The 18,459-nt window shown below is 52.8% G+C and carries 18 protein-coding genes; all 18 read left to right on the top strand.

The window, feature by feature from the left end; all coding sequences use genetic code 11:
• Positions 1 to 28: 28 nt before the first annotated feature.
• The 18 genes from EVJ34_RS02400 (at position 29) to EVJ34_RS02315 (ending at position 18,398) form a co-directional block, all read left to right on the top strand.
• Positions 29 to 1,336, top strand: coding sequence for a UDP-N-acetylmuramoyl-tripeptide--D-alanyl-D-alanine ligase (locus EVJ34_RS02400; RefSeq protein WP_236636615.1), 1,308 nt, complete (start codon positions 29 to 31; stop codon positions 1,334 to 1,336).
• A 21-nt stretch (positions 1,337 to 1,357) separates the two neighbouring features.
• Positions 1,358 to 2,317 carry a phospho-N-acetylmuramoyl-pentapeptide-transferase gene (gene mraY / locus EVJ34_RS02395; protein WP_131484605.1) on the top strand — a complete coding sequence of 320 codons (960 nt, stop codon included), beginning with the start codon at positions 1,358 to 1,360 and terminating at the stop codon, positions 2,315 to 2,317.
• Positions 2,318 to 2,332: 15 nt separating this feature from the next.
• Positions 2,333 to 3,670 carry a UDP-N-acetylmuramoyl-L-alanine--D-glutamate ligase gene (gene murD, locus EVJ34_RS02390; protein ID WP_236636614.1) on the top strand — a complete coding sequence of 446 codons (1,338 nt, stop codon included), beginning with the start codon at positions 2,333 to 2,335 and terminating at the stop codon, positions 3,668 to 3,670.
• A complete protein-coding gene (murG, locus tag EVJ34_RS02385) occupies positions 3,667 to 4,743 on the top strand; it encodes an undecaprenyldiphospho-muramoylpentapeptide beta-N-acetylglucosaminyltransferase (RefSeq protein ID WP_131484603.1) in 1,077 nt (358 codons plus the stop codon). The genes murD and murG overlap by 4 nt, the downstream gene beginning before the upstream one ends.
• An 85-nt stretch (positions 4,744 to 4,828) precedes the next feature.
• Positions 4,829 to 5,599, top strand: coding sequence for a cell division protein FtsQ/DivIB (locus EVJ34_RS02380; protein WP_131433801.1), 771 nt, complete (start codon positions 4,829 to 4,831; stop codon positions 5,597 to 5,599).
• A gap of 227 nt (positions 5,600 to 5,826) precedes the next feature.
• The gene (gene ftsA, locus EVJ34_RS02375; RefSeq protein ID WP_131433802.1) at positions 5,827 to 7,110 is read left to right on the top strand and encodes a cell division protein FtsA; all 1,284 of its coding nucleotides are present in this window, start codon (positions 5,827 to 5,829) and stop codon (positions 7,108 to 7,110) included.
• Positions 7,111 to 7,158: 48 nt separating this feature from the next.
• Positions 7,159 to 8,304: a cell division protein FtsZ gene (ftsZ, locus tag EVJ34_RS02370; RefSeq protein WP_021067047.1), complete on the top strand. Its 1,146-nt coding sequence runs from the start codon at positions 7,159 to 7,161 to the stop codon at positions 8,302 to 8,304.
• A 54-nt stretch (positions 8,305 to 8,358) separates the two neighbouring features.
• A complete protein-coding gene (gene pgeF, locus EVJ34_RS02365; protein WP_131484602.1) occupies positions 8,359 to 9,120 on the top strand; it encodes a peptidoglycan editing factor PgeF in 762 nt (253 codons plus the stop codon).
• Positions 9,117 to 9,770 carry a YggS family pyridoxal phosphate-dependent enzyme gene (locus EVJ34_RS02360; protein ID WP_131484601.1) on the top strand — a complete coding sequence of 218 codons (654 nt, stop codon included), beginning with the start codon at positions 9,117 to 9,119 and terminating at the stop codon, positions 9,768 to 9,770. The genes pgeF and EVJ34_RS02360 overlap by 4 nt, the downstream gene beginning before the upstream one ends.
• 23 nt (positions 9,771 to 9,793) lie before the next feature.
• Positions 9,794 to 10,261 carry a cell division protein SepF gene (locus tag EVJ34_RS02355; RefSeq protein WP_131433808.1) on the top strand — a complete coding sequence of 156 codons (468 nt, stop codon included), beginning with the start codon at positions 9,794 to 9,796 and terminating at the stop codon, positions 10,259 to 10,261.
• Positions 10,262 to 10,265: 4 nt separating this feature from the next.
• The gene (locus tag EVJ34_RS02350) at positions 10,266 to 10,538 is read left to right on the top strand and encodes a YggT family protein (protein WP_021067051.1); all 273 of its coding nucleotides are present in this window, start codon (positions 10,266 to 10,268) and stop codon (positions 10,536 to 10,538) included.
• Positions 10,539 to 11,309: a YlmH family RNA-binding protein gene (locus tag EVJ34_RS02345; protein WP_131433810.1), complete on the top strand. Its 771-nt coding sequence runs from the start codon at positions 10,539 to 10,541 to the stop codon at positions 11,307 to 11,309.
• Positions 11,310 to 11,327: 18 nt separating this feature from the next.
• Positions 11,328 to 11,873 (top strand): DivIVA domain-containing protein, encoded by a 546-nt coding sequence (locus EVJ34_RS02340; RefSeq protein WP_131433812.1) that lies wholly within the window; start codon positions 11,328 to 11,330, stop codon positions 11,871 to 11,873.
• Positions 11,874 to 12,143: 270 nt separating this feature from the next.
• Positions 12,144 to 14,870 (top strand): isoleucine--tRNA ligase, encoded by a 2,727-nt coding sequence (ileS, locus tag EVJ34_RS02335; protein ID WP_131484600.1) that lies wholly within the window; start codon positions 12,144 to 12,146, stop codon positions 14,868 to 14,870.
• Between the two features lie 58 nt (positions 14,871 to 14,928).
• Positions 14,929 to 15,402 (top strand): signal peptidase II, encoded by a 474-nt coding sequence (gene lspA / locus EVJ34_RS02330; protein ID WP_131433816.1) that lies wholly within the window; start codon positions 14,929 to 14,931, stop codon positions 15,400 to 15,402.
• The gene (locus EVJ34_RS02325) at positions 15,402 to 16,313 is read left to right on the top strand and encodes an RluA family pseudouridine synthase (protein ID WP_131433818.1); all 912 of its coding nucleotides are present in this window, start codon (positions 15,402 to 15,404) and stop codon (positions 16,311 to 16,313) included. Before lspA ends, EVJ34_RS02325 begins: the two co-directional genes overlap by 1 nt.
• A gap of 201 nt (positions 16,314 to 16,514) precedes the next feature.
• Positions 16,515 to 17,048, top strand: coding sequence for a bifunctional pyr operon transcriptional regulator/uracil phosphoribosyltransferase PyrR (gene pyrR / locus EVJ34_RS02320; RefSeq protein ID WP_114165490.1), 534 nt, complete (start codon positions 16,515 to 16,517; stop codon positions 17,046 to 17,048).
• 48 nt (positions 17,049 to 17,096) lie between these two features.
• On the top strand, positions 17,097 to 18,398 hold the full coding sequence (locus EVJ34_RS02315) for a uracil-xanthine permease family protein (RefSeq protein WP_131433820.1): 1,302 nt from the start codon (positions 17,097 to 17,099) through the stop codon (positions 18,396 to 18,398).
• Positions 18,399 to 18,459 lie beyond the last annotated feature (61 nt).

Raw genomic sequence — 18,459 nt, 5'->3', positions numbered from 1 at the left:
TTTTCCTTTGTCACAGGAGGAAATGGTTATGGAACAATTGACGATTCAAACACTCGCATCTTGGTTCGGGATGGAGATCGATGATACACGTGAGGTACGCCATGTCGCGACCGACTCCCGAGACGACAACGCCGACGGCTTGTTCGTCCCAATCATCGGGGCACGCGTCGATGGACATGATTACATCGAGGCTGCCATCAAACAAGGTGCGATCGTGACGTTTTGGGAACAAAATCGGCCGCTACCGGAAGGAGTTGTCGCCATTCCAGTCGCATCACCGCTTCAAGCGCTTCAGGAGGCGGCTGCCCGCTATTTGGCGGAAATCAATCCGAAAGTCGTCGCCATCACTGGGTCGAACGGCAAGACGTCTACGAAAGACATGATTGCCGTTGTGCTCGGCGAGATGTTCAAGACACACAAGACGGCCGGCAATTTCAACTCGGACGTCGGCCTGCCGCTCACTGTGCTCCGGATGCCGCGTGATACGGAAGTTGCCGTCCTCGAGATGGGGATGAACGGATTCGGTCAAATCGAGTTGTTGTCGAAACTTGCTAAACCAGATATCGCTTTCGTCACAAACATCGGAGAATCACACGGGGAACAAGTCGGTGGTCGTGAGGGGATTGCGAAAGCGAAGCTCGAGATCACAGCCGGTCTGAAGCCGGACGGTACCTTGATCGTCGATGCCGACGAGCCACTCCTCCGTGAGGCGGGTGGTTACCGTGTCGGATACGAAGCGACGGCTGACGGGAAGCTCGAGGTCGTGGAAGCAACGTTTGACGCTTCGATTTTCCGTTATAATCACGAGTTGTATGAATTGAAAGTGCTCGGCGCCCATCAAATCCGTAACGCCGCCTACGCGATTGCCTGCGGTCTCAAGTTTGGTTTGGGGCACGACACGATCCAACGCGGTCTTGACCGAGTGCAATTGACGTCGATGCGGATGGAGAAGCGGATGTTCGGCGATGCGCACTTGATCAATGACGCTTACAACGCCAGCCCGACGTCGATGATCGCCGCGATCGAGACGATGAAAACGCTCGAAGGGTTCACGCGACGTGTCCTCGTCCTTGGAGATATGTATGAGCTTGGAGCGGACGAATTCACGCAACATGAAAGTGTCGGACACGTCATCACGGCCCCGATCACGGATTGCCTGCTCATCGGAGAGAAAGCGAAATGGATTGCGGACGGCATCACCGACCCACGTGTGAACGTGACAACGGTACCGACGGTCGAGGAAGCGAAAGCACTTCTCGGCAGTTATCAACGCCCCCAGACTGTGATATTGTTAAAAGCATCGCGAGGACTGGCGCTCGAGCGCTTAGTTCAATAAAGAGAGTAGTGAGGTACGAACATGCTAATCAGTTTAATCGTCTTAATCAGTTCATTATTGACCGTATTGGTCGTCATGCCGCGGGCCATCCCGGCACTGCGCAACTTAAAGTTTGGCCAAGAAATCCGTGACGAAGGTCCGGGTTGGCATCAAAAGAAATCAGGTACCCCGACGATGGGTGGAATCGTCATCTTGCTCGCCCTCATCATCGGCTTTCTCGTCTCGGTCGTTTTCGGTGAAGCCGTCGCTGGGTTTGGCACGCTCTTGTTCGTGACGCTCGCCTTCGGGGTGATCGGCTTCCTCGACGACTACATTAAAGTCGTCAACAAGCGCAACCTCGGTTTGACGTCGCTTCAAAAATTGATTGGTCAAATCGTCGTCTCTGTCCTGTTCGTTTGGTTCCTCTCACTCGGTGGAGAGCTCGACACGACGATTCAAATCCCGTTCACTTCGATTGCGTTTGATACGGGCTGGTTCTATGTCGCCATCGTCATCTTCTGGCTCGTCGGCTTCTCGAACGCGGTCAACTTGACGGACGGACTCGACGGGCTCGTCTCGTTCTCGGCCATCCCGACGTTTGCTTTCTTTGGGATTTATGCCCTCGGACAAGACGAAGCGGGCATCGCTTGGTTCGCTTTCAGTGCGGTCGGTGCCTTGCTCGGTTTCCTCGTCTTTAATAAATACCCGGCGAAGATTTTCATGGGTGACACGGGATCGCTCGCGCTCGGTGGTGCGGTCGCAGGTCTCGCCCTTATGCTCAAACTCGAGCTCTTGCTCGTCTTTGTCGGCATCATCTTCGTCATCGAGACGCTCAGCGTCATCTTGCAAGTGCTCTCGTTCAAGACGACGGGCAAGCGGATTTTCAAAATGAGCCCGATTCATCACCATTTCGAAATGGTCGGATGGTCGGAGTGGCGTATCGTCTTGACGTTCGGTGGAATTAGTTTGATCACGGCAGTCTTGTCGTTACTACTTATGTAATGGATGGTGGAAGACATGCAACAACAGTGGAACGATAAACGAGTTCTCGTACTCGGTGCGGCACGGAGCGGAATCGCGGCCGCCGCTTACTTAAGAAATGTCGGTGCGAACGTGACCATTAACACCGGGAGCGAACCGTCAACGGAAGAACGGATGAAAATCGAAGCGCTCGGCATCAACGGCGTTTTCGGGGCCCATCCGCTCGAATTACTCGACACGGCGGACATGATCGTCAAAAACCCGGGTATCCCGTATCACATCCCGTTATTGCAAGAAGCGATGACGCGCAAAATCCCAATTTACACGGAAGTGGAACTCGCCTACTTGGCGACCGACGCGACGTTCGTCGCCATCACCGGTTCGAACGGCAAAACGACGACGACGACACTCGTCCATGAATTGCTCAAAGGGGGAAGTCGACCTGTCCATGTGGCAGGGAATATCGGTTTCCCGGCAATCGAAGTCGCATCAAAAGCGAAGCGGGACGACTTGATCGTCATCGAACTGTCGAGTTTCCAGTTGATGGGCGTCGAGCAGTTCCATCCGCGAGCGGCGGCGCTGTTGAATCTTTCGCCGGCTCACTTGGACTACCATGGCGACTTTGAATCATATGCCGACGCCAAAGGGAACTTGTTCCGGAAGATGTCGGCATCAGATCGAGTCGTCGTCAAAGGCAGCGACATGGAAGTCATGAAGCGTGTACCAGCCGAGCTTGATGCCTCGACGTTCGGATATGAGAGCGGAGACGCCTGTGTCGTCGACGGGTGGGTCACATTGCACGGGCAACGCATCATCCGCATCGAGGACCTCGCCCTTGGGGGAGCCCACAACGTCGAGAACGTGTTGGCGGCGTTGTTGCTTGTCGAACCATTTGACATCCCGCAGTCGCATATCGAACGCGTGCTTCAAACGTTCGGCGGAGTCGCCCACCGGACGGAAAGTCTCGGGCGAGTGCTTGGCCGCCGAGTGTATAACGATTCGAAAGCGACAAACAACGTCGCCGCTGAAGCCGCATTGAACGGATTCGAAGCGCCGATTGTCTGGGTGTGCGGCGGTCTCGAACGTGGTGCCGACCTTACTTCTCTCGTCCCGGCGCTCGGTCGGGTCAAAGCGATTGTCGCTTACGGTGAGACGGCAGACCGCTTCAAGTCGTTAGGTGAAGCTGAACAGATTCCGTCGTTCGCGGTCGATACACTCGAAGCAGCGGTCCCGCTCGCGTTCGAACAGTCGGCGACCGATGACGTGATTTTATTATCGCCAGCTTGTGCGAGCTGGGATCAATATAAGACGTTCGAAGAGCGTGGCGAACATTTCGTCCGTCTCGTGAATGCCTATGAGGAGGCCAACCGATGAAAGTCATGATTTCTGGTGGAGGAACGGGTGGCCATATTTACCCGGCACTCGCTCTCCTCGACACACTCAAACAGCGCCATCCGAACCTTGAGGTACTCTACATCGGCACCGAGAACGGCCTCGAGGCCGACCTCGTCCCGCGCGCCGGTGTGCCGTTTAAATCGATTCGAATCGCTGGACTGAAACGGTCGTTGTCGTTAGACAACGTGAAGACGGCGTATTGGTTCGTCCAATCGGTCCTCACGTTACGTAAAGAGATGAAAACGTTCCGACCGGACGTCGTCATCGGGACGGGCGGGTTCGTCTCAGGACCGGTCGTCTTTACGGCACAGCAGCTCGGAATTCCGACGATTCTGCATGAACAGAACAGCATCCCAGGCTTGACGAACAAATTCTTATCGAAGAAAGCGGACCGGGTCGCCTTGTCGTTCGCTGGATCTGAGTCACAGTTCCCGGGCGCGAACGTCCGTGTCATCGGGAATCCGCGCGGGAGCGAAGTGTTGAAGACGACGGTGAATGAAGCAGCCGTAAGGGCCGAATACGGGATCGATGAACGTCCAATCGTCTTGATTTACGGTGGTAGCCGAGGCGCCGAGGCCATCAACCGGGCGGTTATCGAGGCTATCCCGGAGCTTGCGAGCGAACCGGTGAACGTGCTCTACGTGACCGGGAACGTCCATTATGACAACGTCGTGGCGAAAGCGCCGAAAGCCGATAACGTCCACGTGTTGCCGTACGTTTACGACATGCCCGAACTGCTCGCGTGTGCAAGTCTCGTTGTGTCCCGGGCCGGTGCCTCGACCATCTCGGAATTGACGGCGCTCGGTTTACCGAGCATCTTGATTCCGAGCCCGTACGTGACGGCTGACCATCAGACGAAAAACGCCTCAGCGCTCGTCGAGAGCGGTGCGGCCGAACTGATTAAAGAAGGGGATTTGACGGGCGAGTCGCTCGTCCGCTCAATCCGGCATGTATTGGCCCATCATGATGAGATGGCCGCAGCCTCGAAACGGTTAGGATTCCCGCACGCCGCAGAGTCGCTCGCCGACCTCGTCGAAGAAGTCCGTGCTTGAACGACCGCCACTTTCACTGGGGCTTCGCCCTTAACGTTTAGAAGTGGGCGTATTTCCGCCTAATTCTGATAAAAGGAGAATAGACATGGAGACACGTCAGAACACCGTTCGTAGTTTAGAAGATCGTATCCCGTATATGAAAGATCAGCGTCGTAAAAAAGCGAACCGACGCTTGTCGACCATCTTGATCTTATTCGCGGTGCTGATCGCACTCGTCGTATATATGCAGACGTCGGTATCTGACGTGAAAGCGGTGAACGTGAATGGCTTGTCTTGGTTGACAGAAGAGTTTGTACTCGCCGGGACGGACATCGATACGTCCACAAAAATCGTTCAAGTGTCACCGAACGGGATTGAACGAGAACTCCGTGCCGTGCCTGGGGTGAAGGACGTCACCGTCGACCGGTCATGGTATAACGTCGTGACAATCGATATCGAAGAAGAAAAGATGATTGCCTATTCGCGAACAGAGGAAGAGGAAGTCGCGGTACTTGCCGACGGTTCGCTACATCCGACTGGCGGCATCACTGACCCTGAAAAGTTAAAAGACGGTCCGCTCTTGCGCGAATTCACGGACAAAGCTGAACTCGAGAAAATCGCGAACGAGCTCGAACAAGTCGATGACGCGATGCGCGCCCGGATGTCGGAAATCGTCTTCACGAAACAAAAAGGGGAAGCGACGCAGTATGAGATTTATATGAATGACGGTAATACGATTCAAACACCGACGTTCAAGCTTAGTCAAACCGTGTCTAAATACGGCGAAATTTATGAGAACATCCCAAAAGGACAACAAGGAACCGTCGTCATGGATGGTGGATATTATTTCGTTCCGTATGAAAAAAAGAAACAATAATCTGATATTTTACAGTCCTTATACACATAAGGGCTGTTTTTTTATCGATTGTAATCGAATTGACACCCCAAAACCGCTTAATTTGTAGGATTCTACCTTTTCTCACTATCTTATTTGTTGTAAACTTAGACGTGAGATATCTTGCCGGACCTAACAATTTTTTTGGATATCTGTAACAATGTAACGGAATTCAAGTATAGAAATTAAAGCGCGGAGGTGTTTCCCTTTTGGAAGCGAATGGTTATGTGGCCGCATTGGATATAGGAACGTCAGAAATTAAGCTCGTCGTGGGTGAATTACTCGGGGGGACGCTTAATATTTTGGCGGAAGGGTGTGCCCCGTCTGCAGGAGTAAAACGTGGCGCCGTCGTCGACATCGATAAGACGGTTCAAGCCATCAAACAAGCCGTCGAGCATGCCGAAGCGGCACTCGGCGATCAAATTCGGTCGGTATATGTTGCCATTGAAGGGGAACATATCCAAATCGCCCCATGTCACGGAATCGCGTCGGTCAAACGAGAAGACCAAGAAATCACGGATACAGACGTGATCGAAGTCATCAACTCGGCGCAAGTCATGCGTTTGCCGGACGAGATGAGTGTCATCGACGTCATACCATCATCGTTCACGGTCGATCAACAGACAGGTGTCGTCGATCCCCGCGGAATGCTCGGCTACCGTTTAGAGATGCATGGGAAGATGGTAACTGGTTCGAAGACGATTTTACATAGCATTCGTCGCTCCATCGAACGAGCGGGCCTGAAACTCGAAGGCTTCGTTCTCGGCAACTTAGCACTCGGTATGAGCGCGGCATCGGTCGATGAAATCGATCTTGGCATCGGATTGATCGATATCGGACATGAAAAGACGACAGTCTCTGTCTTTTATCGGGGCGATCTCGTCTACTCATATATCCTTCCGGTCGGAGGCGATCATATGACCCGTGACTTGGTTTACAAGCTAAACTGTAAATACCAAGACGCTAAAGTAGCGAAGGAAGAATACGGACTTGCCCTTGAAGAAATGGCAGACACATCCGAGGGCTTCTCGTTCACGAATATTAACGGCGAAGTCACGTTCGAACCGCAAACAGAAATTAGTTATGTTTTAGAGGCAAGAATAGAGGAAATGTTCACGCTTGTGTTGAATAGAGTGCAAAAGGTAGGCGTCCCGACGCTCAGTGGAGGATATCTTCTCTGCGGTGGGGCCGCTGCTTTACCTGGCATCCAAGAATTAGCGACTCGTGTCATGGGTCAAACGACGAGACTGTATCAGCCTTCGTCGATTGGCGTCAGACACCCGAAATACGCGACAGCCGTCGGCGTCCTCAAGTACGTGCTTATGAGCGATCATCACGTCTCGAAATCACGACTTGAAAAGCCGGAAGAACGCGTGACCGTCACGAAACCGGACGGCACGACGCCAAACGACCACTCAGTGGACGAAGAGCGGGACGATCGCGAAACGAAAAACGGATTCGGCCGCCTCATGGAAAAACTATTTGGCGTGTAAACTTGACGTTGTGTTAACAATTGGAAATTACGTAGGGGGATACCTGAAATGATGTACTTTGATGAGGCGATTGACGCCGTAGCAAAAATTAAAGTAATTGGAGTCGGTGGTGGCGGTTCAAACGCTGTCAACCGTATGATCGAGCACGGAGTGCAAGGTGTCGAGTTCATCGCCGTCAACACAGACGCGCAAGCACTCAACATGTCAAAAGCAGATGTGAAGCTTCAGCTTGGCGCGAAGTTGACGCGCGGCCTTGGTGCCGGCGCAAATCCTGATATCGGGAAAAAAGCGGCGGAAGAGAGCCGTGAACAATTGATTGAGGCGCTTGATGGCGCAGACATGGTCTTCGTCACAGCAGGTATGGGCGGAGGAACCGGGACAGGGGCCGCACCTGTCATCGCGGAGATCTCGAAAGAAATCGGAGCGCTCACAGTCGGTGTCGTCACGAAGCCGTTCATGTTCGAAGGTCGCAAACGTATGCAACATGCCCAGCACGGGATTCAAGCGTTCAAAGAAAAAGTGGACACGCTCATCGTTATTCCAAACGATAAGTTGCTTGAAATTGTCGAGCGCAATACGCCGATGATCGAGGCGTTCCGTGAAGCGGATAACGTGCTTCGTCAAGGTGTTCAAGGGATCACAGACTTGATCGCTATCCCTGGACTCATCAACCTCGACTTCGCCGACGTGAAGACAATCATGACGGAAAAAGGTTCGGCCCTCATGGGTGTCGGTGTCGCGACTGGCGAGAACCGTGCCGTCGAGGCAGCGAAGAAAGCCATCTCATCTCCACTTCTTGAGTCTTCAATCGAAGGCGCGAAAGGTGTCTTGATGAACATCACAGGCGGACTTAGCCTCAGCTTGTATGAAGTCACGGAAGCTGCTCAAATCGTACAAAGTGCCGCTGATGAAGAAGTGAACTTGATTTTCGGTTCGGTCATCAACGAAAACTTGAACGATGAGATTATCGTTACCGTGATTGCAACTGAATTCGCAGAAGAAGCGCAAGGGACAAACCCGTTCCTTCAGCAACCGAAGAAACAACCGGAAGCTGAAGTGAACCGTGAGGCTCAACCGAAAGCGCAAGAAGCTGCGCCACAAGATGAAGGGAACTTCCATAGACCGGTCTATGGCGGGGACGTCCCAGACGAGACGATCAACATCCCAGCGTTCGTAAGACAACGCCGTAACTAAACAACAGGGGGTGCCGGTTCTCGGCATCCCCTTTTTCTAAAAAAGGAGAATCATATGCGACTGTTACATACATGGGAGACCGAGACGGAGCGCTACCGCGCCTATGTGACGACCCGGACGGACGGACATAACGAAGGCAACGTCGGACTTCATGTCGGGGATGATGCGGAACAAGTCGTCGCCAATCGGAAATACTTCTTTGACACAGCAGGTCTCGACCTCGCTGATTCGGTATGGGCTGACCAAGTGCACGAGACAAACGTCGAAGTCGTCGGTGACACGGACCGCGGCAAGGGAGCGTACCGTTACGACGAGACGATCCCGGCAACGGACGGTCTCGTCACGACGGCCGACTCGTTACCGCTCGCCCTTGTGTTCGCGGATTGTGTCCCGTTGTTCTTTTGCGCCAAAGATCATGGCGTCATCGGCGTCGCACACGCGGGCTGGAAAGGAACGGTCGGAAACATCGTGTCCTCGATGACCGATGCGTTCGCGAGGCTCGGCGTACCAGAACAAGCTATTGACATGTTTGTCGGACCAGCCATCACGGCTGAACATTACGAGGTCGATCGTCGCGTCCTCGATGCGGTAGAAGCCGTCTCACCGGCAGCTTATGAAGCGTCAGTCTCAGACGAACGAGCGGACCATGCTTATCTTTCACTCCAACAAGTGAACGAGACGCTCGCCGCCGAAAGAAATATCGAGGTGACCCAATCGAACTTGTCGACCGTTGCCGATCGAAGCTTTTTCTCGTATCGGAATGGAGACGCCAAGCGTCGATTTGCGGCCGTCCTCGTCAAGGAGAAGAAATCGTGAGTATAGCTAAAAATGTATTCGAAGTTAGACAAACCATTGACCAACACCGGGGTGAACAGCCAGTGACACTCATCGCCGTTACTAAATCAGTCGGACCGGACGTGGCGAATGCCCTCTACGCGGAAGGTATCCGCGACTTCGGGGAGAATCGGCCGGAAGGGTTGCTTGAAAAAGTGAAGGAGCTGCCATCAGACGCCAAATTTCACTTCATCGGCAGTTTGCAGACGCGTAAAGTGAGACAAATCATCGATCATGTCGCGGCGATTCACTCGCTCGATCGGAGCTCGCTCGCCGAAGAAATCGACAAGCGGGCCGACCGAATCATCGATTGTTTCGTTCAAGTGAACGTGTCGGGAGAAGCATCAAAACATGGGCTCGAAAAAGAGGAAGTCGTCCCGTTCATCGAGAACTGTAAACAGTATCCTCACATTCGAATCATCGGACTGATGACGATGGCTCCGCTCACTGAAGACGAGGCCGTGATTCGGGAAACGTTCCGAAACTTGAGCCGATTGCGTGATGACGTCTCGCGTCTTGCCTATCCGCATGCCCCGTGCACGGAACTGTCGATGGGGATGTCGAACGACTACACGTTGGCGATTGAAGAAGGCGCATCGTTTGTTCGTATTGGAACCGTACTTGTGCAATAATATATTTTAAGGAGGAATCCGTTATGTCAATCAAAAACAAAATGAAAGACTTCTTTGGACTCGAGGAAGATCCGAATCAAACGTTCGAAGAGGAAGACTATTCCCTCACTGAGACGAAGACACAACCGATGACAGAGCAAATCGTTAAAACCGAGGACCGTCCGAGAACATCAAACAACATCGTCGCATTGAACACGAAGAAGAAAGAGCGTTCGAAAGTCGTTCTCGCCGAGCCGCGTGTATTCGCCGAGGCACAGGACATCAGCGACCAGTTGAAAGAAAATCGGGCTGTCATCGTCAACCTTCAACGGATGTCGAAAGAACAGTCTCGCCAAGTCGTCAACTTCTTGTCAGGTGTCGTCTACGCCTTAGAAGGGACGATGACGTCGATTGGACATAACACGATTCTATGTACTCCAAACAACATCGAGTTAACGGGATCAATCTCGAATTTGATTTCGGAGGACGAACTCAACAGTAAAGGGTGGTAACTGAATGGAAAATGCTATACCTGCCTTAGGCAATACGATTGTTACATTACTTGGATATTATAGCTGGGTCTTGATTGCCTATATCTTATTATCGTGGTTCCCGAATGCGCGCGAATCTAAATTTGGTCAAATTTTATCGTATTTGTGTGAGCCGTTTCTAAACCCGTTTCGTCGAATCATCCCACCTATCGGCGGGATGCTCGACATCTCCCCGATCGTCGCTTTATTTGTGCTACGGATGGCACAATTTGGAGTGCGAGCGATTTTCGGTATTTAAATGAGCGTCTTCGATCATTATCGTCCGAATGAGCGCCCGTTTATCGAGCAAGTGCTCGACTGGGTTCAACAAGTCGAGGACAACTATGTGTTTAAAGTGACGGACTTTTTAGATCCACGCGAGCAACAAATCGTCCGGCAACTCGTCGGGAAGCAACTCGCGATTTATGAGGACGGCGGGTTTGAAGGCGCTGAACGGCGTCGGCTCATCCTCGCCCCGGACTATTACGAGCTCGACCCGAACGATTTCGATATCGCGATTCGTCAAATCGACTATCCAACCAAATTTGTGGAATTGACGCATCGTCAAGTGACGGGTACGCTCCTGAACGCTGGTTTGAAGCGCCAAAAATTTGGAGACGTCGTCCTCGACGACGGCGTCGCCCAATTCGCGACGACGCGTGAGGCGGTCGGATTCATCGAGATGAACGTCGACCGGGTCGGCAAGGCTCGAATTCGCATCTCTGAGGTGCCGCCGGAATCGGTGCTCATCGTGCCCGAAGTCAAATGGAGCGACGAATTCGGCATCGTCTCATCGCTCCGATTTGACACGGTCGTCAGCGAAGTGCTCGGGTTATCTCGGCAAAAGGCGCAGGCGCTCGTCAAACATGGAGACTGCAAAGTGAATCATAAATCGATTGACGATGCGAGTTTCATTCTTGAACCAGACGATTTGGTATCGATCCGCGGGTATGGTCGCGTCAAATTGACGGCGATTCTTGGCTCGACGAAACGTGAGAAAATAAAAATCCAGTATGGCATCATACGTTGAACTTAGGAGGAAAGTCGAATGGCGTTGACACCGATTGATATTCATAATAAAGAGTTCTCGACTCGTTTTCGCGGGTACGATATCGATGAGGTCAATGAATTTCTAGATCAAATCATTAAAGAATTTGAACTATTGATTCGTGAGAATAGAAGGTACGAAGAACTCGTCAACGATATGCAAGCCCGTATCGACTACTTCTCCTCGATGGAAGACACGTTGAACAAATCGATTATCGTCGCCCAAGAGGCGGCCGAAGAAGTGAAGACGAACGCGGCGAAAGAAGCGAGTCTCATCTTAAAACAGGCCGAACGTGAAGCGCTCGCCCGTGAGGAAGAAGCGTCACGCAAAGAACAGATTGCCGAGCGCGAAGTCATTCAAATGCTCAAAAAAGTCGAGTTGTACCGGACCCGCTTCCGCGTCCTCGTCGATGCACAGATGGAGCTGTTGAACAGTACGGAATGGGACACGATTGTCGGGGAGCCGCCGGTCCAGACGGTTCTTGACGATAAGACTGAACTTGCGTATAATGACGACGAAGTCATACCAACCAAACATCACGGATAATACACAATACGTCGATTAGGACACGTCGATAAAGTCATACCTACGAAGCGACTTAGGGAAGGTGCAAGCCTAAGAGAAAGACTTTATCGGTATCCCCTATGAGTGTCGGGCTGAAGTTAGTAAGCGCGACCGCTTGACCTCGTTATCGGTTACCAAGAGCGGTCTCGGGGTTTTCCCTGAGATTAGTAGGGTGGTACCGCGAGTCGACAAACTCGTCCCTATTAGGGGCGGGTTTTTTTGTTGTCAAAAAAAGATGCAGGAGGAGTTTCAATGAACTACAAAGACACACTATTGATGCCTGAAACAGAATTTGCGATGCGCGGAAATCTGCCGAAACGCGAGCCAGCGATGCACGAGGCTTGGGAACAGATGGGCCTATATAACCGCGTCCAAGAAAAAAACGCCGGAAAGCCACAATATATTTTGCACGACGGACCTCCGTATGCGAACGGCGATATCCATATGGGCCATGCGCTCAACAAAGTCTTAAAAGACATCATCGTCCGTTTCAAATCGTTGAATGGCTATCAGTCACCGATGATCCCGGGTTGGGACACGCACGGTCTACCGATTGAAAACGCGCTTCAAAAAGCAGGCGTCAACCGCAAGGAGATGACCGTCGCTGAGTTCCGCGAGAAGTGTGCAGCGTACGCGATGGAACAAGTGAACTCGCAACGCGAACAGTTCAAACGCCTCGGGTTGCTCGCTGACTTTGACAACCCATACATCACATTATTGCCGGAATACGAAGCGGCTCAAATCCGTCTGTTCGGAACAATGGCCGAAAAAGGTTACATCTATAAAGGGAAGAAACCGGTCTATTGGTCACCGTCTTCTGAATCGGCCCTCGCTGAGGCAGAAATCGAATACTATGACAAGAAGTCACCAGCGATTTACGTGGCATTTCAAGTCGTCGACGGCAAGGATGTCTTAGCGACAACGGACCACTTCGTCATCTGGACGACGACACCGTGGACAATCCCAGCCAACCTTGGGATCGCGGTCAGCGACGAGTTGACGTACACGCGTATCGAGCACGATGGCAGAGGCTACATCGTCGCCGAAACGCTCGTGGAAGATGTGACGACGGCACTTGGCTGGACGGATTACACGGTGAGCGGTTCTTGGAACGGACGTGAGTTCGAGCACATGACGGCACAACACCCGCTCTACGACCGGACATCGCTCGTCATGATCGGCGATCATGTCACGGCTGATGCGACAGGTCTCGTCCATACGGCCCCTGGACACGGGGAAGATGATTACCGTGTCGGACAAGCTTATGGACTCGATGTCCTTTGCCCGGTCGACGACCGTGGTTATATGACGGAAGAGGCGCCAGGATTCGAAGGCTTGTTCTATGAAGATGCGAACAAACAAATCGGTATGAAACTCGAAGAAAACGGCTATCTCCTGAACTTGAAATTCATCAAACACTCGTACCCACACGACTGGCGTACGAAAAAACCGGTCATCTTCCGCGCCACGCCGCAATGGTTCGCGTCCATCAAAGATTTCCGTGACGATATGCTTCGTGAAATCAAAGAAGTGAATTGGGTACCGGAGTGGGGCATGACGCGCCTTTACAACATGGTCCGTGACCGTGGGGACTGGGTCATCAGCCGTCAACGGGCATGGGGCGTCCCAATCCCGATCTTCTATGCTGAAGACGGAACAGAAATCATCACGAACGAGACGATCGATCACATCGCGAACTTGTTCCATGAGCACGGCTCGAACGTCTGGTATGAGCGCGAAGCGAAAGACTTGTTGCCAGAAGGCTTCACACATCCGAACAGCCCGAACGGCGAGTTCCGGAAAGAGCTCGACATCATGGACGTCTGGTTCGACTCAGGTTCGTCTCATGCGGGTGTGCTCGAACAGCGCGATAACTTGCGCCGTCCGGCCGACTTGTACCTTGAAGGCTCGGACCAATACCGCGGCTGGTTCAACTCGTCACTCTCGACGGCAGTCGCGACGACAGGCAAAGCGCCGTATCGCAACGTGCTCAGCCACGGTTTCGTCCTCGACGGCGACGGACGCAAGATGTCGAAGTCGCTCGGCAACACGATCGCACCGAACGATCTCGTCAAACAGTACGGAGCGGAAATCGTCCGTCTTTGGGTCTCGTCGGTCGACTATCAGTCGGATGTCCGTGCATCGCACGACAACTTCAAACAAGTGTCGGAAGTGTACCGGAAGATTCGTAACACGTTACGCTTCTTGCTCGGTAACTTGAACGGGTTCGATCCATCGATGCGTGTCGCATTCGAAGACATGCCGGAAGCGGACCGCTTCATGGCGACAAAACTGAAACAGCTTCAGACGAAAGTCGTCAAAGCATACGACACGTTCGACTTCATGGCTGTCTATCACTTGAGCCATAACTTCTGTGTCAATGAGTTGTCTTCGTTCTATCTCGACTTTACGAAAGATATTCTTTATATCGAACGTGAAGACGATGCACGTCGTCGTGCTGTCCAAACGGTCATGTATGACACGGTCGTCACACTTACGAAATTGCTTGCACCGATTCTCCCGCACACGGCAGATGAAGTATGGCAAGAAGTGCCAGCGAAACAAGCGGATAGCGTCTTCTTGACGGACCTTGACGAAGTAGCGGCATTGTCGGAAGACGAGAAGGCGTTGCTTGCGAAATGGTCGAAGTTCCTCACGTTCCGGGACGATGTCTTGAAAGCGATTGAGATCGCCCGTGGCGAGAAGTTGATCGGGAAACCACTCGAAGCGAAATTGCTTGTCGCGCCTAAAGGTGAGACGAAACAGTTGCTCGAGACGATTGACAACGTACGCCAATTGCTACAAGTGTCACAACTTGATTACGTCGAGTCGGCTGATGTCGATTATGCGACAGCCGAAATCAGCGTCCTGAAGGCTGACGGTGCCGCTTGTGCCCGCTGCTGGACGTACTCGACCGAGCTTGGTCAAAACACTGAACATCCAGAGCTTTGCCCGCGTTGTACAGAAGTCATCGCATAAGCCGGACCGGAGTGGCGATCGTCCACTCCGGTTTCTTGTGACTTGAAAGGAGAATTTGATGAAACGTTACTACGGATTAGCACTTTTCCTCATTTTGCTCGACCAAGTGACCAAATGGATCGTCGTCCAGACGATGACAATCGGACAATCGATTGAACTGATCCCTGGTCTACTTTATTTGACGTCTTACCGCAATAAAGGCGCGGCTTGGGGCATGCTCGAAGGACAGATGGTGTTTTTCTTTATCGTCACCGCGGTCGTCGTCGTCGGTCTGATTTACTTCCTGCATAAAGAAGTGAACGGGTTCGATTTGCTCGGTTACAGTGTCGGGTTACTGCTCGCCGGTGCGATCGGGAACTTCATCGACCGTCTGTTTCGCGGCGAAGTCGTCGACTTTGTCGACACGTATCCGTTTGGCTATAACTTCCCCATCTTTAACGTCGCCGATATGGCACTCACGTTCGGGGTCATCTTCATGATTATCGGCGTCTTGTTCGAAGAAAAATTAAACAAAGAAAGGGGACAATCGTAATGGAAACTTACACATTTGTCGCCGAAGAAAAGGCACGTATCGACAAATGGATGAGCGAACAAAGTGACTGGTCACGTTCGCAAATCCAAGACTGGATCAAGGCTGGGGACCTCCTTGTCAACGGCCAGGTCGTCAAGCCGAACTATAAACTGCAAGAAGGCGACGAAATCGTCGTGACGGTCCCGGAGGCCGTCGAACTCGAAGTCTTACCTGAGAATATCCAGCTCGACGTCGTCTATGAGGACGAGGATGTCATCGTCGTCAACAAGGCACGTGGCATGGTCGTCCATCCGGCGGCCGGCCACACGTCAGGGACACTCGTCAACGCGCTCCTCTATCACTGTGATGACTTGTCAGGCATCAACGGCGTCAAGCGCCCAGGTATCGTCCACCGCATCGACAAAGACACGACCGGTCTCCTCATGGTCGCGAAAAACGATGTGGCGCACGAATCGCTCGCGAGCCAGTTGAAGGATCGTTTGATCAAGCGTGAATATATCGCTCTCGTCCATGGCGAAGTCGCCCATGAGCTCGGGACGATCGAGGCGCCGATCGGACGTGACACGAACGACCGTCAACGGATGACGGTGACGGACAAGAATGCGAAAGAAGCCATCACGCACTTCCGTCTGCTCGAGCGGTATAAAGACTTCACGCTCGTCGAGTGTAAACTCGAGACGGGACGGACGCACCAAATCCGCGTTCACATGCGTTATATCGGTCATCCGCTCGCCGGTGACCCGAAATACGGTCCACGCCGGACGATTCAATTGAACGGACAAGCGCTCCATGCGGCGACGCTCGGTTTCTATCACCCGCGCACGGACGAATGGCTCGAATTCGAGGCGCCGCTCCCGGCCGACTTCGAGGCAGAGCTTGCAAAATTGGACAAAATCGAGAAAACGCGTTGACTTTCAACCGATTCCGATTTATAGTCTAGGAAGCATAACACCTTTAAACCCAGTCCAGAGAGGCTGTGAAAGGATTGTGACCGCGGTCACGACACGTCGATTATTTGAGGCAGAGGTCTGCCCTCACATATGAAGACTTCCTTTTCCAGCCGGATGAGGAAGTCTTCTTTTTTTATACAATTTGAGAGAGGGGGGAACTGTTTGAAACGTTCTACCATATTGGATGAAGCGGCTATCCGCCGCGCTTTGACCCGAATCGCCCATGAGATTATCGAACGCAACAAAGGGACGGACAACGTCGTGCTCGTCGGGATAAAAACCCGTGGTGAGACGCTCGCCGACCGCCTCGCGCATCGGATCGAAGAAATCGAAGGCAAGCCGATCGCACTCGGTAACTTAGACATCACGCTCTATCGGGACGACTTATCCAAAAAATCACTCGACCCGGAAGTGAAAGCGACAGAATTACCGCACGACATTAACGGCAAGACGGTCGTCTTGATTGACGACGTCCTCTACACGGGCCGGACGGTGCGTGCCGCCATGGACGCACTCGTCGATCACGGTCGCCCGGATTATATCCAGCTCGCCGTCTTGATCGACCGGGGACACCGCGAACTACCGATTCGCCCCGACTTCGTCGGCAAGAACGTCCCGACATCGAAAACAGAACAAGTCGTCGTCCGACTCAGTGAAGTCGACACGACCGATGAAGTGTTCATCAAACAGCAATAAACCAAAACCTTTAAGGTGGTCCAGAGAGGCCAGGAAGGAGATTTACAAATGAAACCAATCCTCAACATCCACGAGCGTCCCGCTCACTTACCACAATGGCTGCTCTTCAGCCTGCAGCACGTCTTCGCCATGTTCGGAGCGACGATTTTAGTCCCGATTTTAACTGGACTGAACACGTCCGTCGCCCTCGTCGCTTCCGGTGTGGCCACGCTCTCATTCCTAGCGATTACCCGCTTCAAAGTTCCGACCTATCTCGGGTCAAGTTTCGCCTACATCGCCCCGATTATCGCGGTTAGCCAGCAATGGGGTGTCGAAGCCGCCTTGTTCGGTGGTATCATCGCCGGATCGGTCTACGGTGTCGTCTCACTCATCATCTATAAGACGGGCGTGAACTGGTTGCTGCGCCTCTTGCCGCCAGTCGTCGTCGGTCCGGTCATCATGGTCATCGGCTTATCGCTCGCGCCAGTCGCGATCGACATGTCGATGAATAAAGACGGTGCCTACAATGGAACGTTCATCACCGTCGCGCTGCTCACGCTCGGCATCACGATGTTCGCCATGACGACGCTCAAAGGAGTATGGGGCGCCGTACCGATCTTGTTCGGGATCATCGGTGGTTACCTCATCGCCGCCCTGTTCGGCATCATCGACTACTCGGCGCTCGGTCAAGCGAGCTTGTTCCAACTGCCTGACTTCACGATGGTGTTCGTCGACTATATGCCGATGTGGCAAGTCGGAGCACTCTTAGCCATCGTCCCGGTCGCGCTCGTCACGATGACGGAACATATCGGCGACCAGATGGTCACGTCAAAAATCATCGGACGCGAAACGATGAAAGATCCAGGTCTACATCGGACACTCCTCGGCGACGGTGTCGGGAAAGCGGTCGCCTCGGCGCTCGGTGGTCCACCATGTACGACTTACGGTGAGAACAACGGGGTCATGGCCATCACGAAAGTGTACAGTGTCTACGTCATCGCCGGAGCAGCGCTCATGGCCATCAGCTTTGGTTTCCTCGGTCACGTCGAAGCGTTCATCTCGACGATCCCGAACCCGGTCAAAGGCGGCATCTCAATCCTCTTGTTCGGAGTCATCGCTTCGAACGGTCTGCGGACGATGGTCGAAAGCAACGTCGATCTCGCTGAGAAACGCAATCTCATCATCGCCTCGGTCATCCTCGTCATCGGACTTGGTGGGGCAATGGTCCAACTCGGTAGCTTCCCGGTTCAAGGGATGGCACTCGCCACAGTCGTCGGGATTCTCTTGAACGCTTTCTTGCCAAAAGAAGAGGCGGTCGACGAAGCTGCTGCCGAAACAACTGAAGATACACGACAAGCAAGTAACTTTTAATTCGATCCCGTGAGGTCGGCAAAGTGAAGGCTCGTTTATTTGGGTGTAGTCTACCCAAATG

Origin of the sequence: Exiguobacterium sp. SL-9, from assembly GCF_004336985.1 — a bacterium.
Lineage (GTDB): Bacteria > Bacillota > Bacilli > Exiguobacteriales > Exiguobacteriaceae > Exiguobacterium.
Note: the sequence above shows the minus strand (reverse complement) of the source record. Positions and strands in the feature narration are given on the sequence as shown.

Coding starts and splice junctions, on each gene's coding strand:
- lspA (WP_131433816.1), top strand. CDS start 14,929: ATGAAACGTTACTACGGATTAGCACTTTTCCTCATTTTGCTCGACCAA.
- murG (WP_131484603.1), top strand. CDS start 3,667: ATGAAAGTCATGATTTCTGGTGGAGGAACGGGTGGCCATATTTACCCG.
- EVJ34_RS02325 (WP_131433818.1), top strand. CDS start 15,402: ATGGAAACTTACACATTTGTCGCCGAAGAAAAGGCACGTATCGACAAA.
- murD (WP_236636614.1), top strand. CDS start 2,333: ATGCAACAACAGTGGAACGATAAACGAGTTCTCGTACTCGGTGCGGCA.
- mraY (WP_131484605.1), top strand. CDS start 1,358: ATGCTAATCAGTTTAATCGTCTTAATCAGTTCATTATTGACCGTATTG.
- ileS (WP_131484600.1), top strand. CDS start 12,144: ATGAACTACAAAGACACACTATTGATGCCTGAAACAGAATTTGCGATG.
- EVJ34_RS02355 (WP_131433808.1), top strand. CDS start 9,794: ATGTCAATCAAAAACAAAATGAAAGACTTCTTTGGACTCGAGGAAGAT.
- ftsZ (WP_021067047.1), top strand. CDS start 7,159: ATGATGTACTTTGATGAGGCGATTGACGCCGTAGCAAAAATTAAAGTA.
- pgeF (WP_131484602.1), top strand. CDS start 8,359: ATGCGACTGTTACATACATGGGAGACCGAGACGGAGCGCTACCGCGCC.
- EVJ34_RS02345 (WP_131433810.1), top strand. CDS start 10,539: ATGAGCGTCTTCGATCATTATCGTCCGAATGAGCGCCCGTTTATCGAG.
- EVJ34_RS02315 (WP_131433820.1), top strand. CDS start 17,097: ATGAAACCAATCCTCAACATCCACGAGCGTCCCGCTCACTTACCACAA.
- EVJ34_RS02340 (WP_131433812.1), top strand. CDS start 11,328: ATGGCGTTGACACCGATTGATATTCATAATAAAGAGTTCTCGACTCGT.
- EVJ34_RS02350 (WP_021067051.1), top strand. CDS start 10,266: ATGGAAAATGCTATACCTGCCTTAGGCAATACGATTGTTACATTACTT.
- EVJ34_RS02400 (WP_236636615.1), top strand. CDS start 29: ATGGAACAATTGACGATTCAAACACTCGCATCTTGGTTCGGGATGGAG.
- EVJ34_RS02380 (WP_131433801.1), top strand. CDS start 4,829: ATGGAGACACGTCAGAACACCGTTCGTAGTTTAGAAGATCGTATCCCG.